Annotated in this window: 27 protein-coding genes; 19 read left to right on the top strand and 8 right to left on the bottom strand. The window is 68.5% G+C overall.

All coding sequences use genetic code 11. The annotated features are described in order from the left end of the window. Genes nrdI through nrdF form a run of 3 tightly spaced genes read left to right on the top strand, consistent with a single transcriptional unit; the run spans position 1 to position 3,621 of the window. Positions 1-450, top strand: coding sequence for a class Ib ribonucleoside-diphosphate reductase assembly flavoprotein NrdI (nrdI, locus tag RWS82_RS13560; RefSeq protein ID WP_314651052.1), 450 nt, complete (start codon positions 1-3; stop codon positions 448-450). Then, the gene (gene nrdE / locus RWS82_RS13555) at positions 447-2,594 is read left to right on the top strand and encodes a class 1b ribonucleoside-diphosphate reductase subunit alpha (protein WP_314651049.1); all 2,148 of its coding nucleotides are present in this window, start codon (positions 447-449) and stop codon (positions 2,592-2,594) included. The genes nrdI and nrdE overlap by 4 nt, the downstream gene beginning before the upstream one ends. Positions 2,595-2,643: 49 nt before the next feature. Then, positions 2,644-3,621, top strand: coding sequence for a class 1b ribonucleoside-diphosphate reductase subunit beta (gene nrdF, locus RWS82_RS13550; protein ID WP_314651047.1), 978 nt, complete (start codon positions 2,644-2,646; stop codon positions 3,619-3,621). Positions 3,622-3,729: 108 nt separating this feature from the next. Here the strand turns inward: nrdF and RWS82_RS13545 are convergent, their stop codons facing one another. After that, the gene (locus tag RWS82_RS13545) at positions 3,730-4,530 is read right to left on the bottom strand and encodes a GntR family transcriptional regulator (RefSeq protein ID WP_314651044.1); all 801 of its coding nucleotides are present in this window, start codon (positions 4,528-4,530) and stop codon (positions 3,730-3,732) included. Positions 4,531-4,655: 125 nt separating this feature from the next. Between RWS82_RS13545 and RWS82_RS13540 the strand changes: the two genes are divergently transcribed. The 6 genes from RWS82_RS13540 to RWS82_RS13515 are packed head-to-tail and all read left to right on the top strand — an operon-like array spanning position 4,656 to position 8,898. After that, a complete protein-coding gene (locus tag RWS82_RS13540) occupies positions 4,656-5,072 on the top strand; it encodes a hypothetical protein (protein ID WP_314651042.1) in 417 nt (138 codons plus the stop codon). After that, positions 5,072-5,542: a PTS sugar transporter subunit IIB gene (locus tag RWS82_RS13535; protein ID WP_314651039.1), complete on the top strand. Its 471-nt coding sequence runs from the start codon at positions 5,072-5,074 to the stop codon at positions 5,540-5,542. Before RWS82_RS13540 ends, RWS82_RS13535 begins: the two co-directional genes overlap by 1 nt. Continuing rightward, positions 5,539-6,309 (top strand): PTS sugar transporter subunit IIC, encoded by a 771-nt coding sequence (locus tag RWS82_RS13530; RefSeq protein ID WP_314651037.1) that lies wholly within the window; start codon positions 5,539-5,541, stop codon positions 6,307-6,309. The genes RWS82_RS13535 and RWS82_RS13530 overlap by 4 nt, the downstream gene beginning before the upstream one ends. Continuing rightward, on the top strand, positions 6,299-7,159 hold the full coding sequence (locus RWS82_RS13525) for a PTS system mannose/fructose/sorbose family transporter subunit IID (RefSeq protein WP_314651034.1): 861 nt from the start codon (positions 6,299-6,301) through the stop codon (positions 7,157-7,159). Before RWS82_RS13530 ends, RWS82_RS13525 begins: the two co-directional genes overlap by 11 nt. Before the next feature lie 10 nt (positions 7,160-7,169). Then, positions 7,170-8,240, top strand: a complete 1,071-nt coding sequence (locus RWS82_RS13520) for an SIS domain-containing protein (protein WP_314651030.1) — start codon at positions 7,170-7,172, stop codon at positions 8,238-8,240. A 22-nt stretch (positions 8,241-8,262) separates the two neighbouring features. Then, complete coding sequence (locus RWS82_RS13515; RefSeq protein WP_314651028.1) at positions 8,263-8,898, top strand: HAD-IA family hydrolase; 636 nt, start codon at positions 8,263-8,265, stop codon at positions 8,896-8,898. A 35-nt stretch (positions 8,899-8,933) separates the two neighbouring features. Here RWS82_RS13515 and RWS82_RS13510 read toward each other — a convergent pair whose 3' ends face one another. Continuing rightward, positions 8,934-9,545 carry an NAD(P)H-dependent oxidoreductase gene (locus RWS82_RS13510; RefSeq protein WP_314651021.1) on the bottom strand — a complete coding sequence of 204 codons (612 nt, stop codon included), beginning with the start codon at positions 9,543-9,545 and terminating at the stop codon, positions 8,934-8,936. Positions 9,546-9,662: 117 nt separating this feature from the next. On the opposite strand from RWS82_RS13510, the gene RWS82_RS13505 reads away from it, so the two are divergent. Beyond that, positions 9,663-9,866: a hypothetical protein gene (locus RWS82_RS13505; protein WP_314651019.1), complete on the top strand. Its 204-nt coding sequence runs from the start codon at positions 9,663-9,665 to the stop codon at positions 9,864-9,866. A 69-nt stretch (positions 9,867-9,935) separates the two neighbouring features. On the opposite strand, the gene RWS82_RS13500 is transcribed toward RWS82_RS13505, so the two are convergent. From RWS82_RS13500 to RWS82_RS13490, 3 genes are read right to left on the bottom strand one after another with little or no spacing between them, the layout of a single operon-like run. Then, positions 9,936-10,538, bottom strand: a complete 603-nt coding sequence (locus RWS82_RS13500) for a GNAT family protein (RefSeq protein WP_314651016.1) — start codon at positions 10,536-10,538, stop codon at positions 9,936-9,938. Between the two features lie 8 nt (positions 10,539-10,546). Beyond that, a complete protein-coding gene (locus RWS82_RS13495; RefSeq protein ID WP_314651012.1) occupies positions 10,547-10,927 on the bottom strand; it encodes an ImmA/IrrE family metallo-endopeptidase in 381 nt (126 codons plus the stop codon). An 8-nt stretch (positions 10,928-10,935) separates the two neighbouring features. Further along, positions 10,936-11,313, bottom strand: a complete 378-nt coding sequence (locus tag RWS82_RS13490; protein ID WP_314651009.1) for an XRE family transcriptional regulator — start codon at positions 11,311-11,313, stop codon at positions 10,936-10,938. A 114-nt stretch (positions 11,314-11,427) separates the two neighbouring features. On the opposite strand from RWS82_RS13490, the gene RWS82_RS13485 reads away from it, so the two are divergent. From RWS82_RS13485 to RWS82_RS13470, 4 genes are all read left to right on the top strand, one after another. After that, positions 11,428-11,655 carry a helix-turn-helix transcriptional regulator gene (locus RWS82_RS13485; RefSeq protein WP_314651006.1) on the top strand — a complete coding sequence of 76 codons (228 nt, stop codon included), beginning with the start codon at positions 11,428-11,430 and terminating at the stop codon, positions 11,653-11,655. 70 nt (positions 11,656-11,725) lie between these two features. Beyond that, the gene (locus tag RWS82_RS13480; RefSeq protein ID WP_314651003.1) at positions 11,726-12,655 is read left to right on the top strand and encodes an aldo/keto reductase; all 930 of its coding nucleotides are present in this window, start codon (positions 11,726-11,728) and stop codon (positions 12,653-12,655) included. Between the two features lie 42 nt (positions 12,656-12,697). Further along, positions 12,698-13,096: a PLD nuclease N-terminal domain-containing protein gene (locus RWS82_RS13475; RefSeq protein WP_314651000.1), complete on the top strand. Its 399-nt coding sequence runs from the start codon at positions 12,698-12,700 to the stop codon at positions 13,094-13,096. After that, positions 13,096-14,088 carry a DUF1731 domain-containing protein gene (locus tag RWS82_RS13470; protein WP_314650997.1) on the top strand — a complete coding sequence of 331 codons (993 nt, stop codon included), beginning with the start codon at positions 13,096-13,098 and terminating at the stop codon, positions 14,086-14,088. Before RWS82_RS13475 ends, RWS82_RS13470 begins: the two co-directional genes overlap by 1 nt. Positions 14,089-14,151: 63 nt before the next feature. Here RWS82_RS13470 and RWS82_RS13465 read toward each other — a convergent pair whose 3' ends face one another. Genes RWS82_RS13465 through RWS82_RS13455 form a run of 3 tightly spaced genes read right to left on the bottom strand, consistent with a single transcriptional unit; the run spans position 14,152 to position 17,019 of the window. Further along, positions 14,152-15,138 (bottom strand): DUF1731 domain-containing protein, encoded by a 987-nt coding sequence (locus RWS82_RS13465; RefSeq protein ID WP_314650994.1) that lies wholly within the window; start codon positions 15,136-15,138, stop codon positions 14,152-14,154. Beyond that, the gene (locus RWS82_RS13460; protein WP_314650993.1) at positions 15,135-15,764 is read right to left on the bottom strand and encodes a DUF4166 domain-containing protein; all 630 of its coding nucleotides are present in this window, start codon (positions 15,762-15,764) and stop codon (positions 15,135-15,137) included. The genes RWS82_RS13465 and RWS82_RS13460 overlap by 4 nt, the downstream gene beginning before the upstream one ends. Before the next feature lie 55 nt (positions 15,765-15,819). Further along, the gene (locus tag RWS82_RS13455) at positions 15,820-17,019 is read right to left on the bottom strand and encodes an ROK family protein (RefSeq protein WP_314650991.1); all 1,200 of its coding nucleotides are present in this window, start codon (positions 17,017-17,019) and stop codon (positions 15,820-15,822) included. Between the two features lie 116 nt (positions 17,020-17,135). Between RWS82_RS13455 and RWS82_RS13450 the strand changes: the two genes are divergently transcribed. From RWS82_RS13450 to RWS82_RS13430, 5 genes are read left to right on the top strand one after another with little or no spacing between them, the layout of a single operon-like run. Next, positions 17,136-18,239, top strand: coding sequence for a Gfo/Idh/MocA family oxidoreductase (locus tag RWS82_RS13450; protein ID WP_314650989.1), 1,104 nt, complete (start codon positions 17,136-17,138; stop codon positions 18,237-18,239). A 52-nt stretch (positions 18,240-18,291) separates the two neighbouring features. Next, a complete protein-coding gene (locus RWS82_RS13445) occupies positions 18,292-19,785 on the top strand; it encodes a GMC oxidoreductase (RefSeq protein ID WP_314650987.1) in 1,494 nt (497 codons plus the stop codon). A 27-nt stretch (positions 19,786-19,812) separates the two neighbouring features. After that, positions 19,813-21,135, top strand: coding sequence for an extracellular solute-binding protein (locus tag RWS82_RS13440; RefSeq protein WP_314650985.1), 1,323 nt, complete (start codon positions 19,813-19,815; stop codon positions 21,133-21,135). 8 nt (positions 21,136-21,143) lie between these two features. Next, positions 21,144-22,112 carry a sugar ABC transporter permease gene (locus tag RWS82_RS13435; RefSeq protein WP_314650982.1) on the top strand — a complete coding sequence of 323 codons (969 nt, stop codon included), beginning with the start codon at positions 21,144-21,146 and terminating at the stop codon, positions 22,110-22,112. Positions 22,113-22,117: 5 nt separating this feature from the next. Next, positions 22,118-22,936: a carbohydrate ABC transporter permease gene (locus RWS82_RS13430; protein WP_314650979.1), complete on the top strand. Its 819-nt coding sequence runs from the start codon at positions 22,118-22,120 to the stop codon at positions 22,934-22,936. Positions 22,937-22,952: the final 16 nt, after the last annotated feature.

Raw genomic sequence — 22,952 nt, 5'->3', positions numbered from 1 at the left:
ATGAACGCCGTCGCGACCGCAGCGCCGCTCCTCGTGTACTTCTCGAGCGTGTCGGGCAACACCGCGCGCTTCATCGAGAAACTGGGCCTCCCGGCCCGACGCATCCCGATCCACCGGAACGAAGATGATCTCGTCGTCGACGAGCCCTTCGTGCTGGTCACCCCGACCTACGGCGGGGGAGAAGGTCGCGGCGTCGAGCGTGGAGCGGTGCCCAAGCAGGTGATCCGGTTCCTCAACGACGAGCGCAACCGTCGTCACATCCGCGGGGTCATCTCCGCAGGCAACACCAACTTCGGCGAGGCGTTCTGCCTCGCCGGAGACATCATCAGCCGCAAGTGCGACGTGCCCCACTTGTATCGGCTCGAGATATTCGGCACACAGGACGATGTGGATCGCGTGAGCGACGGATTGGAACGACGGTGGACAGCGCAGTTGACGAGCAGGCGATGACCCAGCAGGCGGCGGCCTTCAAGATCAACCCGGCATACGAGGGGCTGGATTACCACGCCCTCAACGCGATGCTGAACCTCTACGACGCGAACGGGAAGATCCAGTTCGACGCCGACAAGCGCGCCGCGCGGGAGTACTTCCTGCAGCACGTGAACCAGAACACCGTGTTCTTCCACTCGCTCAAGGAGCGACTCGACTACCTCGTCGAGAAGGAGTACTACGAGGGCGCCGTGCTCGAGCAGTACTCGTTCGACTTCATCCAGAAGCTCAACGACCGGGCCTACGCCGCGAAGTTCCGCTTCGAGACGTTCCTCGGCGCGTTCAAGTACTACACGAGCTACACGCTCAAGACCTTCGACGGGAAGCGCTACCTCGAGCGCTTCGAGGACCGCGTCGTCATGACGGCCCTCGCACTCGCCGACGGCGACGAGAACCTCGCCGTCTCGCTCGTCGACGAGATCATCTCGGGCCGTTTCCAGCCCGCCACCCCGACGTTCCTCAACGCCGGCAAGGCGCAGCGCGGCGAGCTCGTCAGCTGCTTCCTGCTGCGCATCGAAGACAACATGGAGTCGATCGCCCGCGGCATCAACTCCGCCCTGCAGCTCTCGAAGCGCGGAGGCGGCGTGGCACTCCTGCTCTCGAACATCCGCGAGTCGGGCGCGCCGATCAAGCAGATCGAGAACCAGTCGTCGGGCATCATCCCCGTGATGAAGCTCCTCGAAGACAGCTTCAGCTACGCCAACCAGCTCGGCGCGCGCCAGGGCGCGGGTGCGGTGTACCTCAACGCGCACCACCCCGACATCATGCGGTTCCTCGACACCAAGCGCGAGAACGCCGACGAGAAGATCCGCATCAAGACGCTGTCGCTCGGCGTCGTCGTGCCCGACATCACGTTCGAGCTCGCGAAGAACGACGAGGACATGTACCTCTTCTCGCCGTACGACGTCGAGCGCGTCTACGGCGTGCCCTTCGGCGACATCTCGGTGACCGAGAAGTACCGCGAGATGGTCGACGACCCCCGCATCAAGAAGACGAAGATCAACGCCCGCGAGTTCTTCCAGACGGTCGCCGAGATCCAGTTCGAGTCGGGCTATCCGTACGTCATGTTCGAAGACACGGTCAATAAGGCCAACCCCATCAAGGGGCGCATCAACATGTCGAACCTGTGCAGCGAGATCCTGCAGGTGAACACCCCGACCACCTACAACGACGACCTGTCGTACAAGGAGATCGGCAAGGACATCTCCTGCAACCTCGGCTCGATGAACATCGCCCTGTCGATGGATGCCGACGACCTCGGTCAGACCGTCGAGACCGCCATCCGCGCGCTCACCGCAGTGAGCGACCAGAGCCACATCGGTTCGGTGCGCTCGATCGAGGACGGCAACGACCGCTCCCACGCGATCGGCCTCGGCCAGATGAACCTGCACGGCTACCTCGCCCGCGAGCACGTCTACTACGGCTCGGAAGAGGGTGTCGACTTCACGAACATCTACTTCTACACGGTGCTGTTCCACGCGCTGCGAGCGTCGAACAAGCTGGCGATCGAGCGGAAGCAGTCCTTCGAGGGCTTCGCCGACTCGACCTACGCGTCTGGCGAGTTCTTCGACAAGTACATCGACCGCGCCTGGGTGCCCGAGACCGAGAAGGTCAAGGAGCTCTTCGCCGGCAAGCACATCCCCACGCAGGACGACTGGGTCGCGCTGAAGGCCTCCATCCAGGAGCACGGCATCTACAACCAGAACCTGCAGGCCGTGCCGCCGACGGGCTCGATCTCGTACATCAACAACTCGACGTCGTCGATCCACCCGATCGCGTCGAAGATCGAGATCCGCAAGGAAGGCAAGCTCGGTCGCGTGTACTACCCGGCGGCGTTCATGACGAACGACAACCTGGAGTACTACCAGGACGCGTACGAGATCGGCTACGAGAAGGTCATCGACACGTACGCCGCGGCGACGCAGCACGTCGACCAGGGTCTCTCGCTGACGCTGTTCTTCAAGGACACGGCCACGACTCGCGACATCAACAAGGCGCAGATCTACGCATGGCGCAAGGGCATCAAGACGATCTACTACATCCGCCTGCGTCAGCTGGCGCTCGAGGGCACCGACATGACCGAGTGCGTCTCCTGCATGCTCTGACCGACCGGTCATCAGGCTCAGCGATTCAGGAAACAAGGAACCAAGGAACATGACCCCCGAACGACTCAAGCTGGTCGACAGCGTGCAGGCGATCAACTGGAACCGCATCCAGGACGACAAGGACCTCGAGGTCTGGAACCGTCTGGTGAACAACTTCTGGCTGCCCGAGAAGGTGCCGCTGTCGAACGACGTGCAGTCGTGGAACACGCTCACGCCGGAAGAGCAGCTGCTCACCATGCGCGTGTTCACCGGCCTCACGCTGCTCGACACGATCCAGGGCACCGTGGGTGCCGTGTCGCTCATCCCCGATGCGATCACGCCGCACGAGGAGGCCGTCTACACGAACATCGCGTTCATGGAGTCGGTGCACGCGAAGAGCTACTCCTCGATCTTCTCGACGCTCGCGTCGACCAAGGAGATCGACGAGGCGTTCCGCTGGTCCACCGAGAATCCGAACCTTCAGAAGAAGGCGCAGATCATCATGGACTACTACCAGGGCGACGACCCGCTCAAGCGCAAGATCGCCTCGACGCTGCTCGAGTCGTTCCTGTTCTACTCGGGCTTCTACCTGCCGATCTACTGGTCGTCGAAGGCGAAGCTGACGAACACCGCCGACCTGATCCGCCTCATCATCCGTGACGAGGCCGTGCACGGGTACTACATCGGCTACAAGTTCCAGAAGGGTCTCGAGAACGAGTCCGACGAGCGCCGCCAGGAGCTCAAGGACTACACGTTCAACCTGCTGTTCGAGCTCTACGACAACGAGGTGCAGTACACGCAGGACCTCTACGACGGCGTCGGTCTCACCGAGGACGTCAAGAAGTTCCTGCATTACAACGCCAACAAGGCGCTCATGAACCTTGGCTACGAGGCCATGTTCCCCGCGACGGTCACGAACGTGAACCCGGCGATCCTGTCGGCCCTGTCGCCGAACGCCGACGAGAACCACGACTTCTTCTCGGGGTCGGGCTCGTCGTACGTCATCGGCAAGGCCGAGGCCACCGAAGACGACGACTGGGACTTCTGACAGCATCGGCGGTCGCCGCTCCTCCGCGGAGCGCGACCGCGTGACGAAGGCCGCGGGGCCAGCCGGTCCCGCGGCCTTCGCACGTGCGGGCATCGGGCGCGCGTTCGCTCAGTCCCAGGCGCCGATCTCGGATGAGGCGGTGAAGTCGGAAGATGGATCCGTGACACCCGACGTCGAGAGCGAGGTGAACGTGGCACGGAACCGATACAGGTCGGCGCGCCATACGGCCCTCGCGAGCATGAGGGGCTGACGGTACTCGCCCGTGACGACCTCGTCCTCGACGAGCACCGGAGATCCCGGATCGACGCCGAGATGCGCCGCGTCCTCTCCGGCGAGGGCGGCGCGAGCCGTGAGATCGCTTCGCACCGGCTTCGCCCCGTGGCGCTCCAGGGCGTCGTAGAGCGAGGCGCCCGCTTCGAGCGTCCGCTCGAGGCCCGGTGTGCGGGCGAGGGCGATGACGTGATGCTCGACGCACATGGTCTGACCGGCCAGTACTCGCGCGCGGCTCATCGCGAGCACGCGTTCGTCGACGGGCACGCGGAGCCCGAGCGACTCCTGCTCGCGGGGTAGACGTGCGGTCAGCCGGATGAGGCGGTTCTCCACCGTACTTCCGCGGAGAGCCGCCGATGCGGTGAGGCTCAGCAGCGGCCCGCGAGGCGCGGGGTAGGTCGTCGCGCTGGAATACCAGCCCGACTGAGGCACATTCACCACGGCGCCCTCATCGGCGAGAAACTGCAGCGCGTGCCGGACGGTTCCGCGGCTCACGCCGAGCCCGGCCGCCATCTCGCGTTCGGACGGAAGCCGTTCGGCCCACGACAACGCCGCCTGCAGATACGAGTCGGAGATGCGCTCGGCGACCGACGCGACGAGCTCGCTGACCGTGCGCTTCGACACATCCGTGCCCACCATCGCGGAATTGGTCCCTTCGTCCGGCTTGCTCCTCCAGCCCTTCCTAGTATCGACCACGACCTGACCTACCCGACCAGCGATCACCTGCCGGCGATGCCGCCGACACACACCGACGATGAGGTTCCATGACGAATCGACTACTCCTGGCGAGCCACGGAGAGCTCGCCCGCGGGCTCCGCGATGCGGCGCTCCTGATCATGGGGGAGCGGGATGACATCTTCGCCACCACCCCGTACTCCGGCGACATCGATACGCTGCTCGCCGAGGCTCGCACGGTCCTCGATGGCGTCGACGGAATCCTCGTCGTCCTCACCGACCTCGAGGGCGGGAGCCCCCACAACGCCTTGCTCCCGCTCACCGCCGACCCCCGGGTGCGCGTGATCTCCGGAGCCAACCTGCCGCTCGTGATCGCGATCGCGCTCGACCTCGCCGACCTCGATGCGGACTCGTCCTTCGATGACGCGATCGACGAGGCAAGAGCCGGCCTGCGCACCCACCACCTCTCCCGATCCGATGACGCGTCCGCCGAGGAGGACTTCTGATGATCACGATGATGCGAGTCGACCACCGCCTCATCCATGGCCAGGTGGTGCTCTCCTGGCTCACCCAGTACGACAGCGACGCGATCCTCATCGCCAGCGACAGCGTGCCGGCCGACGACTTCCGCAAGCAGACGTTGAAGCTGGCGAAGCCTGCTTCGACCAAGCTCGTCATCAAGACCGTGGATGATGCGATCGCTGCCATCACCGGCGGTCGGACCGACAGCTATCGGCTGTTCATCCTCACCGAGAGCGTCGCCGACGCGTGCCGCATCGCAGAAGCGTGCCCGCAGATCGCGCACATCAACCTGGGAGGGACGCGACCCGCGACGGATGCCGAGCGCCTCACGGCGACGGTCTCGGTCACCTCCGACGAGCGGACTCGCCTGAACGCGCTCGCCGACCGGGGTCTTCGCGTCGAAGCGCGGGCCGTGCCGTCCGACCGACCCATCGTGATCGAGGGGACACGATGATCGCGCTCGCTCTCGCTCTCATCACCTTCGCCGTCGAACTCGCCAGCATCTTCGGCGGTCGCAGCCTTCTCGAGCGCCCCATCGTCACCGGCACGCTCGTGGGCCTGGTGATGGGGGATCCCCTCAACGGCATGATCATCGGAGCCACCCTCGAACTGGCGTTCATCGGCCTGTTCTCGATCGGCGCGGCGATCCCTCCCAGCGTGCCCGTCGGCGGGGTGCTCGGCACCGCCCTGGCGCTCGCCGCCGACGGCGGACCGGAGACCGCGCTCGTGCTCGCCTTCCCGGCGGCCGCACTCGGGCTCCTCGTCGAGAACACGAGCTACGCGGTCATCAACCCCATGCTCCTGCACCGCGCCGACACGTATGCGGCCCGCGGGAGCATCCGCGGGGTCGGCGCAATGCACGTGTCGGCCGGTCTGATCGAGGCGACACTGGTGTCGACCCTGGTGGGGGTCGCCTTCGCGCTCGGCTCGGGCACGGTCGCCGACATCGTGGCCGTCGTGCCGCCCCAAGTCTCGGTCGCCCTGCAGATCGCCACCGGCATCCTGCCCGCCCTCGGGTTCGCTCTTCTCGGGCGGATGCTGATCACGAAACGCGTCGTGCCGTTCTTCTTCATCGGGTTCCTCGTCGTCGCGTACCTGCAGCTGCCGATCGTGGCCGTCGCCGCATTCGGCGCGATGGCGGCCTGGCTGCTCATCCAGCGCCGCAGCATCCCCTCACCCGTAGCAGCCGGAAACACTCTGGAGGACGACGATGACTTCTGACCCCGTATCGACCCAGGTCGACACCCCGGCCGGCGACGAGAACCGCATCACGACGGCGGTGCTGAACCGGATGTTCCTGCGGTCGCTGACCCTCGAGGCATCGTTCAACTACGAACGTCAGCAGGGCCTCGGATTCGCGTTCATCATGAGCCCCGCGATCCGTCGGTTGTACCGCACACGGGAAGAGCGCGCCGCCGCCCTGCAACGACACCTCGCGTTCTTCAATATCACCCCGTACGTGAACCAGGCCGTCGTCGGTGCGACCGCAGCGATGGAGGCCGAGCGGCGGAACAACCCGTCGATCACCGACACCTCGGTCGAGAGCGTCAAGGTGGCTCTGATGGGTCCGCTCGCGGGCATCGGAGACTCGCTCTACTGGGGCACGCTGCGCCTGATCATCACGGGGATCGCCGTCGCCCTCGCGCTCGGAGGGAACTTCGTGGGCCCGCTCCTCTTCGTCGTCGGCTTCAACGTGCCGGTGCTGCTGCTGTCGTACTTCTACCTGCGCGGCAGCTTCTCGCTCGGAACGAGATTCCTCAGCAGCATCTCGGCGGAGCTGATGGAACGCATCACGTCGGCGGCGACCATGGTCGGTCTTCTGGTGATCGGAGGCCTCACCGCCTCTCTCATCTCCATCTCGACGCCCCTGGCCTTCCCGGTCGGCGACGGCGAGAGCAACATCCAGACGGACGTCCTCGACGGCATCCTCCCGGGCTTGCTACCGCTCGCGACCTTCTGGCTCTTCTACTGGCTGCTGGGCAAGGGGTGGAAGCCGTGGCACCTGCTGCTGCTCTCCCTGGCCCTCGGATTCATCGGCGCATTCACCGGCATCCTCGGTGTGAGCGAGTAAGGACACGACTATGACGACGACAATGTGGGATTGCATCCAGGACCAGCCGGCTCGTGTGGGTGCCTCGCTCGAATCCGCGCGGGTGGACGAGCGTTTCGCTGCCGTGCGCGCTCTGCTCGCGCGGATCGGCTCGCCCCGACACGTGATGGTTCTCGCCACCGGTTCCTCCTCGAACGCCGTGTCGGCGATGCGGCTGCATGCCGAACGGGTCACGGGAGTGCCGGTCACCGTCATCGAGCCGACGCTGTTCACCCAATACGGCACGGCCCACGCCGACGTCGATCTGGTGGTGGCGGTGTCGCAGCGTGGAACCAGCTCGTCGACTCTGGAGGCTGCCGACCGAATCCGCGACATGGGCATCCCCCTCGTCGTGATCACAGCCGTGCCCTCGTCGCCGCTGGCGGCACGGGCCGACGCCGTGCTCGACATGGGGATCGGCGACGAGGTCGTGCTGTACTCGACCATCGGCGTCACGGCCACCATGGCGACGTTCGCCGTCCTGGCCTCCGAGATCGCCGCCGCGGCCCGTCGTCCGGTCGACGCCGAGCTGAGCGTCGACGCGCTTCGTCGGGTCGTCGACCAGTACCCGGTCGTGCTGGAGCGAGGCCTAGCCCTCGCCGATGATCGCGACCTCGTGGAGACCGCTCGCCGGATCTCGGTCATCGGATCGGGACCCAACGTCGCGACCGCTCGGGAGGCGGAGACGAAGATCGCCGAGACGTGCCGCGTCCCGGTGCAGGGCGAAGAGCTCGAGGCGTTCATGCACGGGCCCATCTTCGAGATGCAGCGCGAGCACACCGTGCTCCTGATGGATGTTCCGGGGTCACCGGCGTTCGACCGCACGCGTCAGTTCGCCCGGTTCGCCGCGCGTCACTGCGACCATGTCGCGACCGTCTCCACCGGGACCTCTGCCGACGGCGTCATCGGCCTCGACCTCGAAGTGTCGGATCTGCTGTCACCGCTGGCACTGGTGATCCCGTTCCAGATGTACTCGTGGCGTCTGTCGCAGCACCGGGGCATCGACCTCACCGTGCAGGAGTTCGACGACTTCGACGAGGCGATGAAGACCAAAGTGTCGTGACCGGCGGCGGGGGAGGGAACGCATGATCGTCGAAGGTGTGGTCTTCGATTTCGACGGGGTGCTCGTCGACAGCGAGCACATCGCCGTCGATCTGGACCGTCGGCTCCTCGCGGCTCACGGTGTCGACGTGACCGCAGAGCAGCTCGCGGCGATGTTCGTCGGCGTGGCGGAAGACGCGCACGACGACGAGCTGCAACGACTGGCGGGAGGACGCATCACCCGAGATGATCAGCGGCGTTACGACGCCGAGTTCCGACGGCGCTATGCGGAGGTGAGCGCGATGGCGGGCATCGACGACGTGCTTCGTCGCATCGCGCAGCCCAAGGCCATCGCCTCGAACAATCGCCACGAGTGGATCACCGCGACGCTTCGGCGCCTGTCGCTCCAGGAACATTTCGACGACCGCATCTGTGCGTGGGACGACGTCGGGGCGGGGAAGCCCGAACCCGACGTGTACCTCGGGGCCGCCGCGCATCTGGGGATCGACGCCCCGCGCTGTGCGGCCGTCGAGGATTCGTCGACGGGGATGCGGGCGGCGCGAGCCGCCGGGATGACGGTGTTCGGACTGGTCGGCCCGTACCTCCCGGCGGCCGACATCATCGCCCTCGGAGGCGTGCCGGTGGAACGCCTGAGCGACATTCCGACGTTGGTCGCCTGAGGCGTTCGATCACGTCCCGCCCTTCCCGGCCGCCTTCAGGCGGCCGGGAAGGCGCTGATCTTCAGCGCCCGCGCCAGATGCGCGGCATTGCGCGCCGAGGTGTCGATCGTCTTCTGCACGGGCTCGGGCGTCTCGTCGAGGTCCTTGTAGTCGCCGCCGGCCATCGCCTCGCCGTTCCAGTAGACGGAGGACTGCGCGGCGACCGTGTAGCCGACGTCGTTCAGAGCCTGGAACAGGATCGCCGCGATGTGGTGGGCGCCGTCCTCGTTGCCGACGATGCCGGCGATGGCGACCTTGTCGAAGAGGATGGGGCGGCCCTGGTCGTCGGTCTCCGACAGTTCGGCGTCGAGACGCTCGAGAACGCGCTGCGCGACGCTGGAGTGCTGGCCCATCCATGTGGGCGTGACGAAGACGAGGATGTCGGCGGCCAGCACCTTCTCGCGGAGCGTGGGCCACTCATCGCCGTCGCCCATGTCGGTCTCGACGCCGGGGGCGATGGCGAGGTCGACCGCGCGCACGAGGTCGCCGGTCACGCCGTGCTCCTGGAGCGCATCGAGGATCTGCGTCGCCATGAGGTCGGAACTCGACTCGGCGGGGGAGGGCTTCAGGGTGCAGGTGATCGCGAGTGCGGTGAGTGCGGTGTCCATGCGGCCGATGACACCACGCGCATACCGCCCCGCACAGCCCCTTTCGTCGCCGTGCGGTCTGCGCTAGTCCGCGGTGACGGGTAGTCTGGAGTACGGCCGCTACGACAGGAGACCGCCGTGATCCTCAGCTTCATCTTCTTTCTGATCCTCTTCCTCGGAGGCATCTGGATCATGGCGTTCGCGCAGTCCGCCGAAGACTTCCAGGCGCTCATCTTCATCGCCGGCCTGCTCGTGACGATGCTGTCGCTCGCCTTCGTGATGCGCGAGCGCGGCACGGCCACCCGTCGCACCGACAACTGGTCGGGTCCGTCGACCGACTGACGTGAGCCCGGCCGGAGGCATCCGCCACCCCGACCGGCACTCGTCGCCTCCGACGGCCTCCCGGTTCGCTCAGCCGCGACGCGCCAGACGTGCCTCGAGGTTCGCACGCACCGCCGGCCACTCGGGCTCGATGATGGAGTACTCCACGCTGTCGCGCAGCGCTCCGTTGCGGTAACGCGCCACCGCCCGCATCACGCCGTCCTGCTTCGCGCCGAGGCGCTCGATGGCCGCCCGCGACTGGAAGTTCACCCACTGCGTGGTCAGGCCCACCCGGAACACGCCGAGAGTCTCGAAGGCATGCTGCAGCAGCAGCAGCTTCGACTCGGCGTTGGTTCCTGTGCCGTGCGCCGACGGACGGTTCCACGTGAATCCGATGTGCAGGCGGGGCACGTCTTCCGCGAGCTCGTAGTACGAGGTCATGCCGAGCACGCGGCCGGTCGCGTCCTCCGTCACGAAGGGGATCATCTCGCCCTTCGCGCACAGCCCGAGGCGCCGGTCGATCTCGGCGGCCACGCCGTCGGGCGACGGCACCGACGTGTACCACGCGGTCTCGTGCAGATCACCCTCCTGCACCGCCTCCACGAGTGCGTCGTGGTCGCTCGTCTGCAGGGGACGCAGCGTGACGAGGCGTCCGCGCAGGGTGACGGGGGCGGGGGAGACGAGGAAGGGCATCCCGCCATTCAATCATCGAGGTGGAGGAGCCGGCGGTACGCCGCGACCAGCTCGACCGTCACATCGAGGTCGAAGGCGAGGCTCGCGAGGTGGGCGCCCCGACGGGCCTCTGCTGCCGCGTAGTCCTGAGGAGAGATCAGCAGGCGCGCGGCCCAGGCGTCGGCCTGACGCTCCTGGCGGCGGTCGATGAGGGGGTGCTGCGCCGGAGCGTGGCCGAGGGCGGCATGGCCGAGCTCGTGCGCGAAGACGCTGCGGGTGGTGCGCCGGCTCATTCCGGGAGAGAGGCGGATGGTGCGGCGCTCGGGGTCGAAGCCGCCCCGGAACGCGCCGGGGGCCTCGATGACGCGGATGCCCTGTTCCTCGGCGAGCCGGAGGAGCAGCGCATCCATGATTCTCCCTAGTGGTAGAGGTCGTCGGTGTCGCGTTCGTGCGGGACGTTCGAGGTGAACGCGGCTTCGGGGACATTGTGCACGGAGGGGCGGACATCGGAGCGGGAGCGTAGCGGGGAGACCACCGCCGACAGGCCGGAGGTGTCGGCGCTGAGGCGTTCCTCGGCGCGTGCGAAGACGAGGTGGGGAGCCACGTTGACGATCGCGCACACGGTGTACACGACGGGTACGGGGATCGACCGTTTGCCGGTGACGTAGTTGTCGAGCGCGCTGCGGGCGATGCCGGCCTCGCGCGCCATCGCGGCGATGCTGCTTCCGGCGGCGGCGATCTCGGCACGCAGCTGGCGTCCGACGGCAGCGTTGAACTGCTCGGCTGATGTCTTCACCCGAGTCACGATAGCACCGGACCGCACACAGTATGCCGTCATATCAGCGCGAGCGGGCTTGTGTGTCATCAGGCGGGCAGTTACTGTCGTCATGTGACGGCAGATGCTCGACGAGTGGTGGCACGAACCATCGTGTCCGCCTTGCGCGACGCCCGACGTTCGCGGCGCTGGCTCTCCGACACCACCGGCATCGCGTACTCCACCCTACGGCGCAAGCTCCACGGTGACGTCGACCTCAGCGTCACCGACCTCGCGCGCATCGCGGCCGCACTCGACGTGTCGCCGGCTGCGCTCCTGCCGCGCATCGACTCCACCGGGGAGGTGGCAGGGCCGGAGCGCTGACCCGAGCGCTCCGGCCCGAACTCTCCGCCGTCCGCACCCCCGAGGGCGCGGCGCACGGTAGCGTTGCGGCATGAAGACCGTGCCCTTCGGACAGTCCACCGCCCCCGCCGTCGTCGCCGGGATGATGCGCATCGCCGACAAAGACGATGCGCAGATCCGCGAGCTCTACTCCACGGCCCGCGCCGCGGGGATCGACTTCTTCGATCACGCCGACATCTACGGCGGACGCATGCACCGCTGCGAGGAGCGCTTCGCCGAGGCCCTCGCCCTGACCCCCGCCGAGCGCGACGAGATCGTGCTGCAGACCAAGTGCGGCATCGTGCCGGAGCACCAGATGTTCGACTTCTCGTACGAGCACATCCTGCGCCAGGTCGAGGGGTCGCTGCGGGCCCTCCGCACCGACCGTATCGACGTGCTGCTGCTGCACCGCCCCGACGCCCTCGTCGAGCCGGACGAGGTCGCCCGGGCGTTCGACGAGCTCGAGGCATCCGGCAAGGTGCGCGCCTTCGGCGTCTCGAACCACACCCCGCGCCAGATCGACCTGCTCCGCACCGCCGTGCGCCAGCCGCTCGTCGCCAACCAGCTGCAGCTGTCGATCACGCACGCGCCGATCATCGCGCAGCCCGTCGCCGCGAACATGCTGCGCGAGGACCAGAGCATCGTGCGCGACGGTGGGGGCATCGTCGAGTACTGCCGCATCAACGGCATCACCGTGCAGGCGTGGTCGCCCTTCCAGGCGGGCCTGTTCAGCGGCGTCTTCCTCGACAACCCCGAGTACGCCGAACTCAACGCGGTGATCGACCGCCTGGCGACCTCCTACGACGTGGCCGCGCTTGCGATCGCGACGGCGTGGATCACCCGGCACCCGGCGCAGATGCAGGTCGTGCTCGGCACCACCACTCCGCAGCGCGTGACGGATGCCGCCGCCGGCGCGGCCGTCGAACTCACCCGCCCCGAGTGGTACGAGCTGTTCCGCGCCGCAGGCCACCTGGTTCCCTGATCCAGCTGCCCCCGGCCGACCTCGCTGCCCTACCCTGAACTCATGCCGTTCCTGTTCTCGTTCCTGGTGATCCTGCTGATGATCACCGCGCTGGTCGACATCATCCGGCGCGACGACTCCCAGGTGCGGTTCCTTCCGAAGCTCGCGTGGGTCATCGTGGTGATCCTGCTGCCGTTGATCGGGAGCCTGCTGTGGTTCGGGCTCGGCCGCGACTACGGGGATGCGGGCATCCCGCTGCCGAACCTGCGGCGGGCACCGCGCACCGCACCCTCGGCCGGGCCGGCGGCGCCCCCCGCGCCGCCGCGGGACACACGCACCACCGAGCAGCAGATCGCCGACCTCGATCGCGAGATCGAGGAGTGGCGACTGCGCGAAGAGGTTGAGAAGCGGCGGGCGCAGCGCGAGACCGACGGCGACCACGATGCGAAGGGCGAGGCCTGATGGCGAAGCGAGCGGTACTGGGCGGAGGCACGGGTTTCCTCGGCACCGCGCTGAAGGACGCGCTGGAGGCCGACGGCTACGAGGTCGCGGTGATCGGTCGCTCCGGACCGGATGCCCGCTGGGACGACCCCGCATCGATCCGCCGGGTCGTCGACGGCGCAGACGTGCTCATCGGGCTCGCGGGCAAGAGCATCAACGCCCGGTTCACCGACGCCAACCGCGAGGAGATCCTCGAATCCCGGCTCTCGACCACGCGCGCCCTGCGCGACGCGGTCTCGCAGGCGGAGCATCCGCCCCGCGTCTGGATGAACGCGTCGAGCGCCGCCGTCTACCGCTACGCCCTCGACCGTGCCCAGACCGAGGCCGACACCGAGGAGGACACCGGCTTCCTCCCGGATGTGTCGCGCGCCTGGGAGGCCGAGCTGTTCCGTGGCGACCTGCCCGGCACACGACGGGTCGCCCTGCGCATCACCCTCGTGCTCGGTGACGGGCCGGCGACGAACATGCTCTTCCGCATCGCGCGTCTCGGCGCCGGTGGGCCGCAGTTCGACGGCTGGTGGTTCCCCCACCGGCGGTACCGCGGCATCGGTCCGCACCCGACCGAGCCCCGCAGGCCCCTCGGTCGGCGGTCGCGAGGGCACCAGAAGTTCAGCTGGATCCACATCGACGATGTCGTCGGTGCCATGCGGCTGGTCCGCGACGACGAGGGCATCTCGGGTCCGGTCAACCTCTCGGCGCCCGGTGTGATCGACAACCGCGGCCTCATGGCCGCGCTGCGGCGCGTGGTCGGCATGCCGATCGGGTTGCCGTCGTGGCGCTTCATGCTGGAGCCGGCGATGTGGGTCATCCGCGCCGAGCCCGATCTCGTACTCAACAGCCGATGGATTGCGCCCGGCGTGCTCGACGATGCCGGCTACGCATGGGTGCAGCCGGATCTCGAGCCGGCTCTGCGCGACGTGCGGGCGGCGAGCCGCCGTCGGCGCGCGGGGTGAGCCGCGGTCGGCGCGCAGGCTGACCGGCGTCGTTCCGCGGGTTGACCGGCGTCGGCGCGCGGGTCAGGCAGCGCGCTCCGCGTCGAACGACTCGCGGATCGCGTCTTCGAGGTCGGGGTAGGCGAACGTGAACCCGGCGGCGGTGAGCCGTTCCGGCAGCACCCACCGGCTCTTCAGCACCAGTTCGGTCTCGGTGCGGATGCCGATGGCGCCGAGTTCGAGCATCCACCGAGGCATCGGCGGCCCGAACCCGACGCCGAGAACGCGGCGCACGGTCGCCATGAAGGTCGCATCGTCGACGGGTTGAGGGGACGCGGCGTTGACGGCACCGTCGAGCGCCGGGGTGACCTCGAGGAAGTCGATGATGCGGGCGACGTCCTCGATGTGCACCCAGCTGAAGCGCTGCGTGCCGCGCCGGGCACCGGGGAGGTGCGCGGTGCCCGCCGCCCGACGCGCGCGGCTGACCGGCCAGGGGCCGTCGTGATGTGCGCCGCCGAGTCCGAGCCGGGCGAGGTTCTTCAACGGACCGAGCACGCCGCCGTGGCCGAGCACGATCGCGGAGCGCAGCGCGACCCGACGGGTGGCGGGCAGGTCGTCGGCGAAGAGAGCGCCCTCCCAGGCCTTCGCCACCTCGACGGAGAAGCCCGTCCCCAGCTCGCCGCCCGACTCGGTCATCGGCCGGTCCTCGGCGTGGCGGTAGATGGTCGCCGTCGACGAGTTCACCCACAGCGGTGGAGGGGTCGTGGCGCGCGCGATCGCCGTGCTCAGCGCGGCCGTGGTGTCGAGCCGGGATCGGAAGATCGCCGCGCGGTTCTCGGGCGTGTACCGGCAGTTGACGCTCTTGCCCGCGAGTCCGATCACGAGCGAGGCGCCGTCGACCGCGCGGTCGATCGCACCCTGATCGCCCCACGCGATGTCGGCGCCGGAGCGCGAGATCGTGATCACGTCGCGGCCGGCGGCCCGCAGCCGGGGGATCAGGTACTGGCCCATGAAGCCGGTCGACCCGCCGATGACGACGGGCCCGGCGGGAAGCGGTGTGGAGTCGGTCACGGGGTCTCGCTCTCGATCGCGTATTCGAAGAAGCCGGTGTACTCGTAGACGCGTCCGAGCAACGGGGCGTCGATCGTCATGTTCACGTGGTGGCGCTCGCGCTCGACATCCCACCGTTCGACGAGGCCGAGGCGCACACCCAGCACGGAGGGCACCGCCACGCGCAGCCGGCCGAATCGCAGGCCGACGCGGCGCACCGTCAGGACGACGGCGCCGTCGCGTGCATCGATGTCGAAGGTGCACACCACGGTGCGCCCCGGTCCGATCTCGGTGCGGAGTACGCGACCGGGAAGGAGCGCGACCGAGTCGGTCATCGTCCACGTGCGTCCGGGGAGTTCGAAGTACCGCACCGACACGGTCCTGCCGTTCTGCGTGCGGTTCTCGATGCGGAACGGCACGTCGTGCTCGCGCCCGGCGAAGGCCACACCCAGCCGTTCGGCGATGAGGAAGACGGGTCGGAGCCACCGGTGCGGCGAGCCGGCGCGGGTGAACACCCCGGTTCCCCGGCCGACCTGGCCGGGCGGGATGGTGCGGAAGTACCAGGCGGTCTTCGGATGCAATTGTGTGAGGCGTTCGCCGAGTGCACGCTGGTAGGGCGAGTCGGAGGCGGCGTCCGGTGCGGTCACCCGCTCACCCTACTGGACCGGTCCGCTCACGACGGTCGGCGCACCCCGGGCGACGTCAGCCCCGGACGGCGGCGGCGACCCGCGCCTCGACGTTCGCGGGCGAGAGCACCTCGCGGGTGACCATGATCGCCGCGCCGAGCACGGCGGCTCGCTCGCCCGTGGGGGACTGCACGATCGCGAGGTGCTGCGTGGCGAGCGGGATCGAGCGCCGGTACACGACCTCCCGCACCCCCGCAAGCAGATGCTCGCCGGCGCGGGCGATACTGCCGCCCAGCACGACGATCGAGGGGTTGAGCAGGTTGACGACCGTGGCGAGCACCTCGCCGACGTCGCGCCCGGCCTGGCGCAGCGCCTCGATCGCGGCGGTGTTGCCGCTGCGCACGAGCTCGGTGACGTCACCGCTGGTCTCGGCGTCGATGCCCTGCGCGCGCAGGGTGGCGGCGATGGCGCTGCCGCTCGCGAGGTCTTCGAGGTCGCGCTCCTCGTCGGCGGTGTGGGTCGACTCGGCGGAGTGCGGTACGCGCACGTGCCCCATGTCGCCGGCCGAGCCCTGCGCGCCGCGCTGCAGCTGTCCGCCCGCGATGATGCCCGCGCCGATGCCGGTCGCGACCTTCACGAAGACCAGGTCGGTGGTGTCGGGGAAGCTCGTGGCCTGCTCGCCCAGCGCGAGGATGTTGACATCGTTGTCGACGAGCACGGGGACGTCGAAGGTGCGCTGCACATAGGCGGGGATGTCGAAGCGGTCCCACCCGGGCATGATCGGCGGGTTGTAGGGCCGACCGGTCGAGTGCTCGACGGGGCCGGGGACGCCGATGCCGACGCCCACGAGAGTGCTCGGCGCGACGTCGAGGTCGCGCAGCAGCGCCTCGGCGTCGGCCAGCGTGCGATCGAGCACGGTGTCGGGGCCGCTGGCGATGTCGAGCGGATGCGTCGTCGAGGCGAGGATGCGCGCGCCGAGGTCGGCGATCGCGACGGTGGCGTGCGAGGCGCCGAGGTCGACGGCCAGCACCAGGCCGGCGCGCGGGTTGAACGCGACCCGCGACGGCGGACGGCCACCGGTGGATGCCGCCTCCCCGGCGGCGACGAGCAGACCGGCGGTGAGCAGGGCATCGACGCGGGCCGAGACGGTGGAACGTGCGAGCCCGGTGAGGTGCACGAGGTCGGCCTTGGTACGGGCCTGGCCGTCGAGCAGCAGGTGGAAGATGTCGCCCGTGCCGGTCGAGGCGGGCGCGGAGGCGCGAGCGGCGTCACTCATGAGCGTCAGTAAACCACAGGACTTCGGATGCCCGAGCTACCGCTAATGAATGTCGAAAGAAAAACTTATGACGAAGTACTAGCAAAAGGTTGTCGAGTCGTGTCAGAATCATCGTCATGACAACGGACGTCACCACAACCGGCGTCGGGACGATCCGATCCGGATTCCTCGGCGGGGGCTTCATGGCCCACGTGCACAGCCGCGCCGCTCGCGCCGCGGGTGCCACCACGGCCCTCCTCGCCAGTTCCTCCGCCGCTCGAGCGCAGGCCGCCGCACAGGATCTCGGAATCGAGCGCGCAGCCGCCGACATCGACGAACTCCTCGCCGGCGACATCGACATCGTGCACGTCTGCACCCCGAACGCCACGCACGCCGCACTCGCCATGGCGGTGATCGACGCCGGCATCCACGTGATCTGCGAGAAGCCCCTCGCGACGACCGCCGACGACGCACGCGCTCTGGCTCACGCCGCAGACCAGCGCGGCGTCGTCGCCGCCGTCCCGTTCGTCTACCGCTACCACCCGATGGTGCGCGAAGCACGGGCGCGCGTGGCGGCCGGCGAGATCGGCGACCTGCTGACCGTCGACTGCGGCTACCTGCAGGACTGGATGCTGCTGCCCGATGACGACGACTGGCGGGTGACCTCGGCGGACGGCGGCCCCTCGCGCGCCTTCGCCGACATCGGATCGCACCTCTGCGACCTCCTCGAGTTCGTCGCGGGGGAGCGCATCGTGCGCCTCACGGCCCGCACCCGCCGCGTCTACGACGAGCGCGGCGGCCGGGCGGTCACGAACGAAGACGCGGTCGCGATCCTCGTCGAGATGGCCTCCGGCGCGATCGGCACCCTGCTCGTCTCGCAGATGTCGGCCGGGCGCAAGAACGCCCTCACGCTCGAACTGCACGGCGCGCAGGCCAGCCTCCGCTTCGACCAGGAGCGGCCGGAGGAGCTGTGGGTGGGGCAGCGCGACGGCAGCAGGCACCTCTTCCGCGACCCGCTCACCGCGCACCCGGGCATCGCCCGCTTCTCGCGTGTGCCGGCCGGGCACGCCCAGGGCTACCAGGACGCCTTCAACGGGTTCGTCGCCGACGTCTACGCCGCCGTTCGCGGCGAGCATCCCGACGGACTGCCGACCTTCGCCGACGGCGTGCGGGCCGCGCAGCTCACGGAGGCCGTGCTCGAGGCATCCGCCGCCCAGCAGTGGATCGACACCCCGTACTGACCGCAGACCGCACCCGACTTCCTGATTCGACGAAGACAGAAGGAACACCTCCATGACGGACACATTCGACCTCGTGATCGTGGGCACCGGTCCCAACGGCGCGATCATCGCGAACCAGGTGCGGCAGACGAAGCCCGACGCGCGCATCCTCGTGGTGGAGGCGGGCCGCCGCATCACCGACGTGCCGGGCGAACACCTCGTCGAGGCCGACGAGTCGGCCATGAACGCGTCGTACGACGACCTCATGCGCCGGGCACGGCAGATCGAGTACGTCAAGGATGCCGTATCGATGAGCGCCATCGACGGCGACGGCTGGGACCCGGAGTCGTCCGGCGTGTTCCCCGCCGCATTCTTCGGCCACAACTTCGCCGCCTTCCCCGGCGCGTCGATCTCGTGGAACATCGGCGGCATGGGCGTGCACTGGACCGCCGCCACCCCCTGGCCCTACGCCGAGGAGATCCCCGCCTTCCTCCCCTCCGAGGAGTGGGACGCCGACCTCGAGACCGCGCGCGGGCTGCTGCGCACCTACGTCGGTCCGCTCGTCGCCGGCGTGCACAACCCCTTCGAGGAGCCGCTCTTCGCCGCACTCCGCGAGGCCGTGCCCAGCCCCGACCCCGAGCGGGAGGCCGGATTCATGCCGATGGGTGGAGCACCGCGCGTCGGCGAGCCGTTCGCCCGCACCGGCCCCCGCGACATCGCCCCCTTCGTCTTCGACGGCAGCGACCCCGCGGTCGAGCTGCGCAGCGGCGTGCTCGTGCACCGCGTGGAGCACGAGGGCGGACGCGTGACCGGTCTCGCCCTGCGCGACCTCGTCACCGGCGAGGAGACGACCGTGCGCGGCACGCAGGTGCTGATCGCCGGAGACGCCCTGCGCACGCCGCAGCTGCTGTGGGCCTCGGGCATCCGTCCCGCCGCGCTCGGTGCGTACCTCAACGAGCACGCCACGATCGACGGCGAGGTCGACATCGACGCGGCGCGGTTCGGGCTCACGGATGCCGACATCATCGAACCGCCGAAGGGCGAGCCGTTCATCGGCTCGTTCTGGAGCCCGTCGATCGGCGCCGCCCGCCCCGCGCACGGCCAGCTCATGGAGCGCGTGTACGAGGGACGCCACAAGCTCAGCGTCGGCTGGTACTGCGCCACCGAGATCCGTGCCGAGAACCGCATCGAGTTCTCCGACGAGCTGCAGGACTCGCTCGGCATGCCGCACATGACCGTGCACTTCTCGTACTCCGACGCCGACCTCGAGGAGATCCGCCGCACCCAGGAGGTGCAGCGGGCCGCCGCGAACGTCATCGGCGACTTCCCGACCGACGACCGCGCCGTACAGCCGCCCGGAGCATCCCTCCACTACACCGGCACCGTCCGTATGGGCACCGCCGACGACGGCACGAGCGTGGTCGACACCGACGGCCGCGTCTGGGGCTTCGAGAACCTCTACCTCGCCGGCAACGGCGTCATCCCGACCGCGCTGACCTGCAACGCGACGCTCACCGGAGCCACCCTCTCGGTGCGCATCGCGCGCGCGGTCGCCGCTTCCCTCTGACCCTGCACTACCCACACCATCAAGGAGATGATCGCGATGCACTTCCACCCTTCTTCGCGACGCCGGGCGACGATGCTCGGAATCGCGCTGGTCGCATCCAGCGCCCTGGTCCTGACCGGCTGCGGCCGCGGTGACGACGCCGACGGACCCGCCGCCGGCAGCGACACCACGGTCGACGACAAGCCGGCCACCGGCACCCTCGAGATCTGGACGCAGGGCGCCGACGGCGCCGAGCTGCCGCAGATGTTCGAGGAGTTCCAGAAGGACAACCCCGACGTCGAGATCAACATGACGCAGATCCCCGAGGCGGAGTTCGCGTCGAAGATGACGGCGGCGATCACCGCGGGCACCGTGCCCGACCTGATCTACGCGTTCACCGAGACGCAGTCGTCGCTCATCGCGACCGGCGGCTTCGACTCGGTGCCGGAAGGGCTCGTCGACCCCGACGACTTCTTCGACGTCATCTGGGACAACTCGGTCTACGACGACGTCGCGTACGGGGTGCCGTGGTACGCCTACGCCGACATGGTGATCTACCGCACCGACCTCGCCGAAGCCGCCGGTGCCGAGGCGCCGACCGACTGGGACAGCCTGCGGACCTTCGGTGAGGACCTGAAGGCATCCGGAGTGGAGTGGCCGCTCGCCCTCTACGCCGCCTACGACGCCTACACCGCGCGGCAGCTGCTGACCTTCGCGAAGCAGAACGGCGGAGGCTTCATCAACGACGACCTCACCGAGTGGACCATCAACTCGCCCGAGAACGTCGAGGCGCTCGAATACTGGGCGGGCCTGATGGCCGACGGCCTCGCCTCGCCCGACGGTCCGGCCTTCCTCGACACGGTCTCGTGGTCGAGCACCGGCAAGAACGCGGCGATCATCGACGGCGGTCCGTGGTTCGTCGGCTGGTTCGACGACGCGAACGGCGAGGGCTGGGCCGACGAGCACCTGGCTCTGACCACCATGCCGGTCGGCCCCGACGGCGACGCCGCGACCACGGTCGGCGGCGGCAGCTGGTTCGTTCCGTCGGACTCCGAGAACAAGGATGCCGCGTGGAAGTTCGCGCGCTTCATGTCGGAGCCGGAGAGCCAGGTGAAGTGGTTCGAGATCTTCAAGAACATGCCCGCCGTCAAGGCCGCGTGGGAGGACCCCACGCTCGCCGACGACCCGCTGCTGCAGACCGTCGAGGCGGGTCTGGAGACCGGTGTGACCCTGCCGAAGGTCTCGACCTGGAGCCAGGTGGGAACCGTCATCGGCGAGCAGATGGAGAAGGTCGTCCGCGGCGGCGTCTCGGCCCAGGACGCGCTCGACGCGGCCCAGGCCCAGGCGGAGTCGATCGGGATGGGCGACTGACACCCATCATGACCACCACAGCGACCCGCACCATGGTCACCCCGGAGGCGCCGGCCCGGCGCCTCCGGGGGACCGGTCCCCGCCGGATGAGGAAGGTGCACGAGGGATCGCGGGCCGAAGCGACCACCGCGTGGCTGTTCCTCGCCCCGTTCCTCCTGATCTTCCTCGTCTTCACGGGCATCCCCGCCCTCCTCGCCATCGGCGCGAGCATGACCGACATGTCGGCCCGCGACATCCGCGATCCGCTGAACGTCAACTTCACCGGCCTCGACGGTTTCGCCGAGATCATCGGCAACCCGGGGTTCCAGAGCGCATTCCTCAACACCGTGCTCTTCGTGGTGCTGTGCGTGCCGATCAGCATGGCCCTCGGCCTGGCCCTCGCGCTCATGCTCAACAACGGCATCCGACGTCTGCGCAACGTGTTCCGTGCGGCGGCCTACGTGCCCGTCATCACCAACATCGTCGCCGCCGCCGTGATCTGGCAGTACGCCTTCTCGATCAACGGCCCCGTCAACACGACCCTCACCGATCTCGGACTCGGCGCGCCGAACTGGCTCGGTGACCCCGGGTGGGCCGTGACGACCGTCGTGATGATGGGCGTGTGGCGTACCACCGGCACCTGCATGATCCTCTTCCTCGCCGGCCTGCAGGCCGTGCCGGAGGAGATCTACGAGGCCGCCGCGACCGACGGTGCGGGCGCCTGGCGACGCCTGTGGTCGATCACCCTTCCGCTGCTGCGCCCGACGACCCTGCTCGTGACGGTGCTGCAGACGGTGTCGTTCCTCAACATCTTCGAAGAGCCGTACCTGCTCACCAAGGGCGGGCCGCTCGGTTCCACCAAGTCGGTCGCCGTCTGGGTGTACGAGCAGTTCGGCTTCGGCAACGTCTCGGCCTCGATGGCCGGATCGGTGCTGCTCCTGCTGCTCGTCGGCATCGTCGCGATCGTCCAGTTCCGAATCCTGAGGCCGAAACATTGAAAACCTTGTCTCCGACGCGCCAGGCGTTCAACTACACCGCTCTCGCCGTCATCACCGTCTTCATGCTCCTGCCCTTCGTCTGGGTGTTCTTCGGGTCGTTCAAGACCCAGTCGGAGTTCCTCGGAAACCCGGGTGCCTGGTTCCCCGAGTCGTTCCAGATCCAGAACTACATCCAGCTGTTCGCCGAGCGCGGCTTCGGCTCGTACATGCTCAACAGCGTGATCGTCTCGGGTGTCGCGATCGTCGGCAACGTGCTGTTCAGCGCGATGGCCGGCTACGCCCTGGCCAAGCTGCGGTTCCGCGGACGCGGCCTCGTCTTCCCGCTCGTGATCGCCTCGATGATCGTGCCGTACGTGGCACTGTTCGTGCCGCAGTTCGTGATCGTCGTGCAGCTCGGCCTGGTCAACTCGCTCATCGCGATCATCCTGCCGGTGCTCGTGCTGCCGCTGTGCGTGTTCATCATGCGCCAGTTCGCGCACGGCGTGCCGTACGAGCTCATGGAGGCCGCGCGTCTCGACGGGGCGGGGGAGGGCCGCATCTTCTTCCGTGTCTTCCTGCCGCTCACCGGTCCGGGGCTCGCGACCGTCGCGATCCTGTCGTTCCTCACCTCGTGGAACAACTTCCTCTGGCCGCTCGTCGTGGCCCAGTCGCAGGACACCTACACCGCGCCCGTCGGACTCTCGGTGGCCTCGCAGGCATCCAACACCATCTCGTTCGGTCTGCTGCTCGCCGGAGCGATGGTGGTGCTGCTGCCGATCCTCATCCTCTTCCTCTTCCTGCAGAAGTACTTCATCCAGGGCGTCGCCGCCACCGGACTGAAGTGACCGCCGCAGCCCTCTG

It is taken from the genome of uncultured Microbacterium sp., from assembly GCF_963528945.1.
GTDB lineage: Bacteria > Actinomycetota > Actinomycetes > Actinomycetales > Microbacteriaceae > Microbacterium.
The sequence above is the reverse complement of the archived record's forward strand: the minus strand, read 5'-3'. Positions and strand labels throughout refer to the sequence as shown.

What these genes read in the sequence shown, in the direction of transcription:
- nrdI (WP_314651052.1), top strand. Translation starts at nt 1, where the DNA reads ATGAACGCCGTCGCGACCGCAGCGCCGCTCCTCGTGTACTTCTCGAGC.
- nrdE (WP_314651049.1), top strand. Translation starts at nt 447, where the DNA reads ATGACCCAGCAGGCGGCGGCCTTCAAGATCAACCCGGCATACGAGGGG.
- nrdF (WP_314651047.1), top strand. Translation starts at nt 2,644, where the DNA reads ATGACCCCCGAACGACTCAAGCTGGTCGACAGCGTGCAGGCGATCAAC.
- RWS82_RS13545 (WP_314651044.1), bottom strand. Translation starts at nt 4,530, where the DNA reads ATGGTGGGCACGGATGTGTCGAAGCGCACGGTCAGCGAGCTCGTCGCG.
- RWS82_RS13540 (WP_314651042.1), top strand. Translation starts at nt 4,656, where the DNA reads ATGACGAATCGACTACTCCTGGCGAGCCACGGAGAGCTCGCCCGCGGG.
- RWS82_RS13535 (WP_314651039.1), top strand. Translation starts at nt 5,072, where the DNA reads ATGATCACGATGATGCGAGTCGACCACCGCCTCATCCATGGCCAGGTG.
- RWS82_RS13530 (WP_314651037.1), top strand. Translation starts at nt 5,539, where the DNA reads ATGATCGCGCTCGCTCTCGCTCTCATCACCTTCGCCGTCGAACTCGCC.
- RWS82_RS13525 (WP_314651034.1), top strand. Translation starts at nt 6,299, where the DNA reads ATGACTTCTGACCCCGTATCGACCCAGGTCGACACCCCGGCCGGCGAC.
- RWS82_RS13520 (WP_314651030.1), top strand. Translation starts at nt 7,170, where the DNA reads ATGACGACGACAATGTGGGATTGCATCCAGGACCAGCCGGCTCGTGTG.
- RWS82_RS13515 (WP_314651028.1), top strand. Translation starts at nt 8,263, where the DNA reads ATGATCGTCGAAGGTGTGGTCTTCGATTTCGACGGGGTGCTCGTCGAC.
- RWS82_RS13510 (WP_314651021.1), bottom strand. Translation starts at nt 9,545, where the DNA reads ATGGACACCGCACTCACCGCACTCGCGATCACCTGCACCCTGAAGCCC.
- RWS82_RS13500 (WP_314651016.1), bottom strand. Translation starts at nt 10,538, where the DNA reads ATGCCCTTCCTCGTCTCCCCCGCCCCCGTCACCCTGCGCGGACGCCTC.
- RWS82_RS13495 (WP_314651012.1), bottom strand. Translation starts at nt 10,927, where the DNA reads ATGGATGCGCTGCTCCTCCGGCTCGCCGAGGAACAGGGCATCCGCGTC.
- RWS82_RS13480 (WP_314651003.1), top strand. Translation starts at nt 11,726, where the DNA reads ATGAAGACCGTGCCCTTCGGACAGTCCACCGCCCCCGCCGTCGTCGCC.
- RWS82_RS13475 (WP_314651000.1), top strand. Translation starts at nt 12,698, where the DNA reads ATGCCGTTCCTGTTCTCGTTCCTGGTGATCCTGCTGATGATCACCGCG.
- RWS82_RS13470 (WP_314650997.1), top strand. Translation starts at nt 13,096, where the DNA reads ATGGCGAAGCGAGCGGTACTGGGCGGAGGCACGGGTTTCCTCGGCACC.
- RWS82_RS13455 (WP_314650991.1), bottom strand. Translation starts at nt 17,019, where the DNA reads ATGAGTGACGCCGCTCGCGCCTCCGCGCCCGCCTCGACCGGCACGGGC.
- RWS82_RS13450 (WP_314650989.1), top strand. Translation starts at nt 17,136, where the DNA reads ATGACAACGGACGTCACCACAACCGGCGTCGGGACGATCCGATCCGGA.
- RWS82_RS13445 (WP_314650987.1), top strand. Translation starts at nt 18,292, where the DNA reads ATGACGGACACATTCGACCTCGTGATCGTGGGCACCGGTCCCAACGGC.
- RWS82_RS13440 (WP_314650985.1), top strand. Translation starts at nt 19,813, where the DNA reads ATGATCGCGATGCACTTCCACCCTTCTTCGCGACGCCGGGCGACGATG.
- RWS82_RS13435 (WP_314650982.1), top strand. Translation starts at nt 21,144, where the DNA reads ATGACCACCACAGCGACCCGCACCATGGTCACCCCGGAGGCGCCGGCC.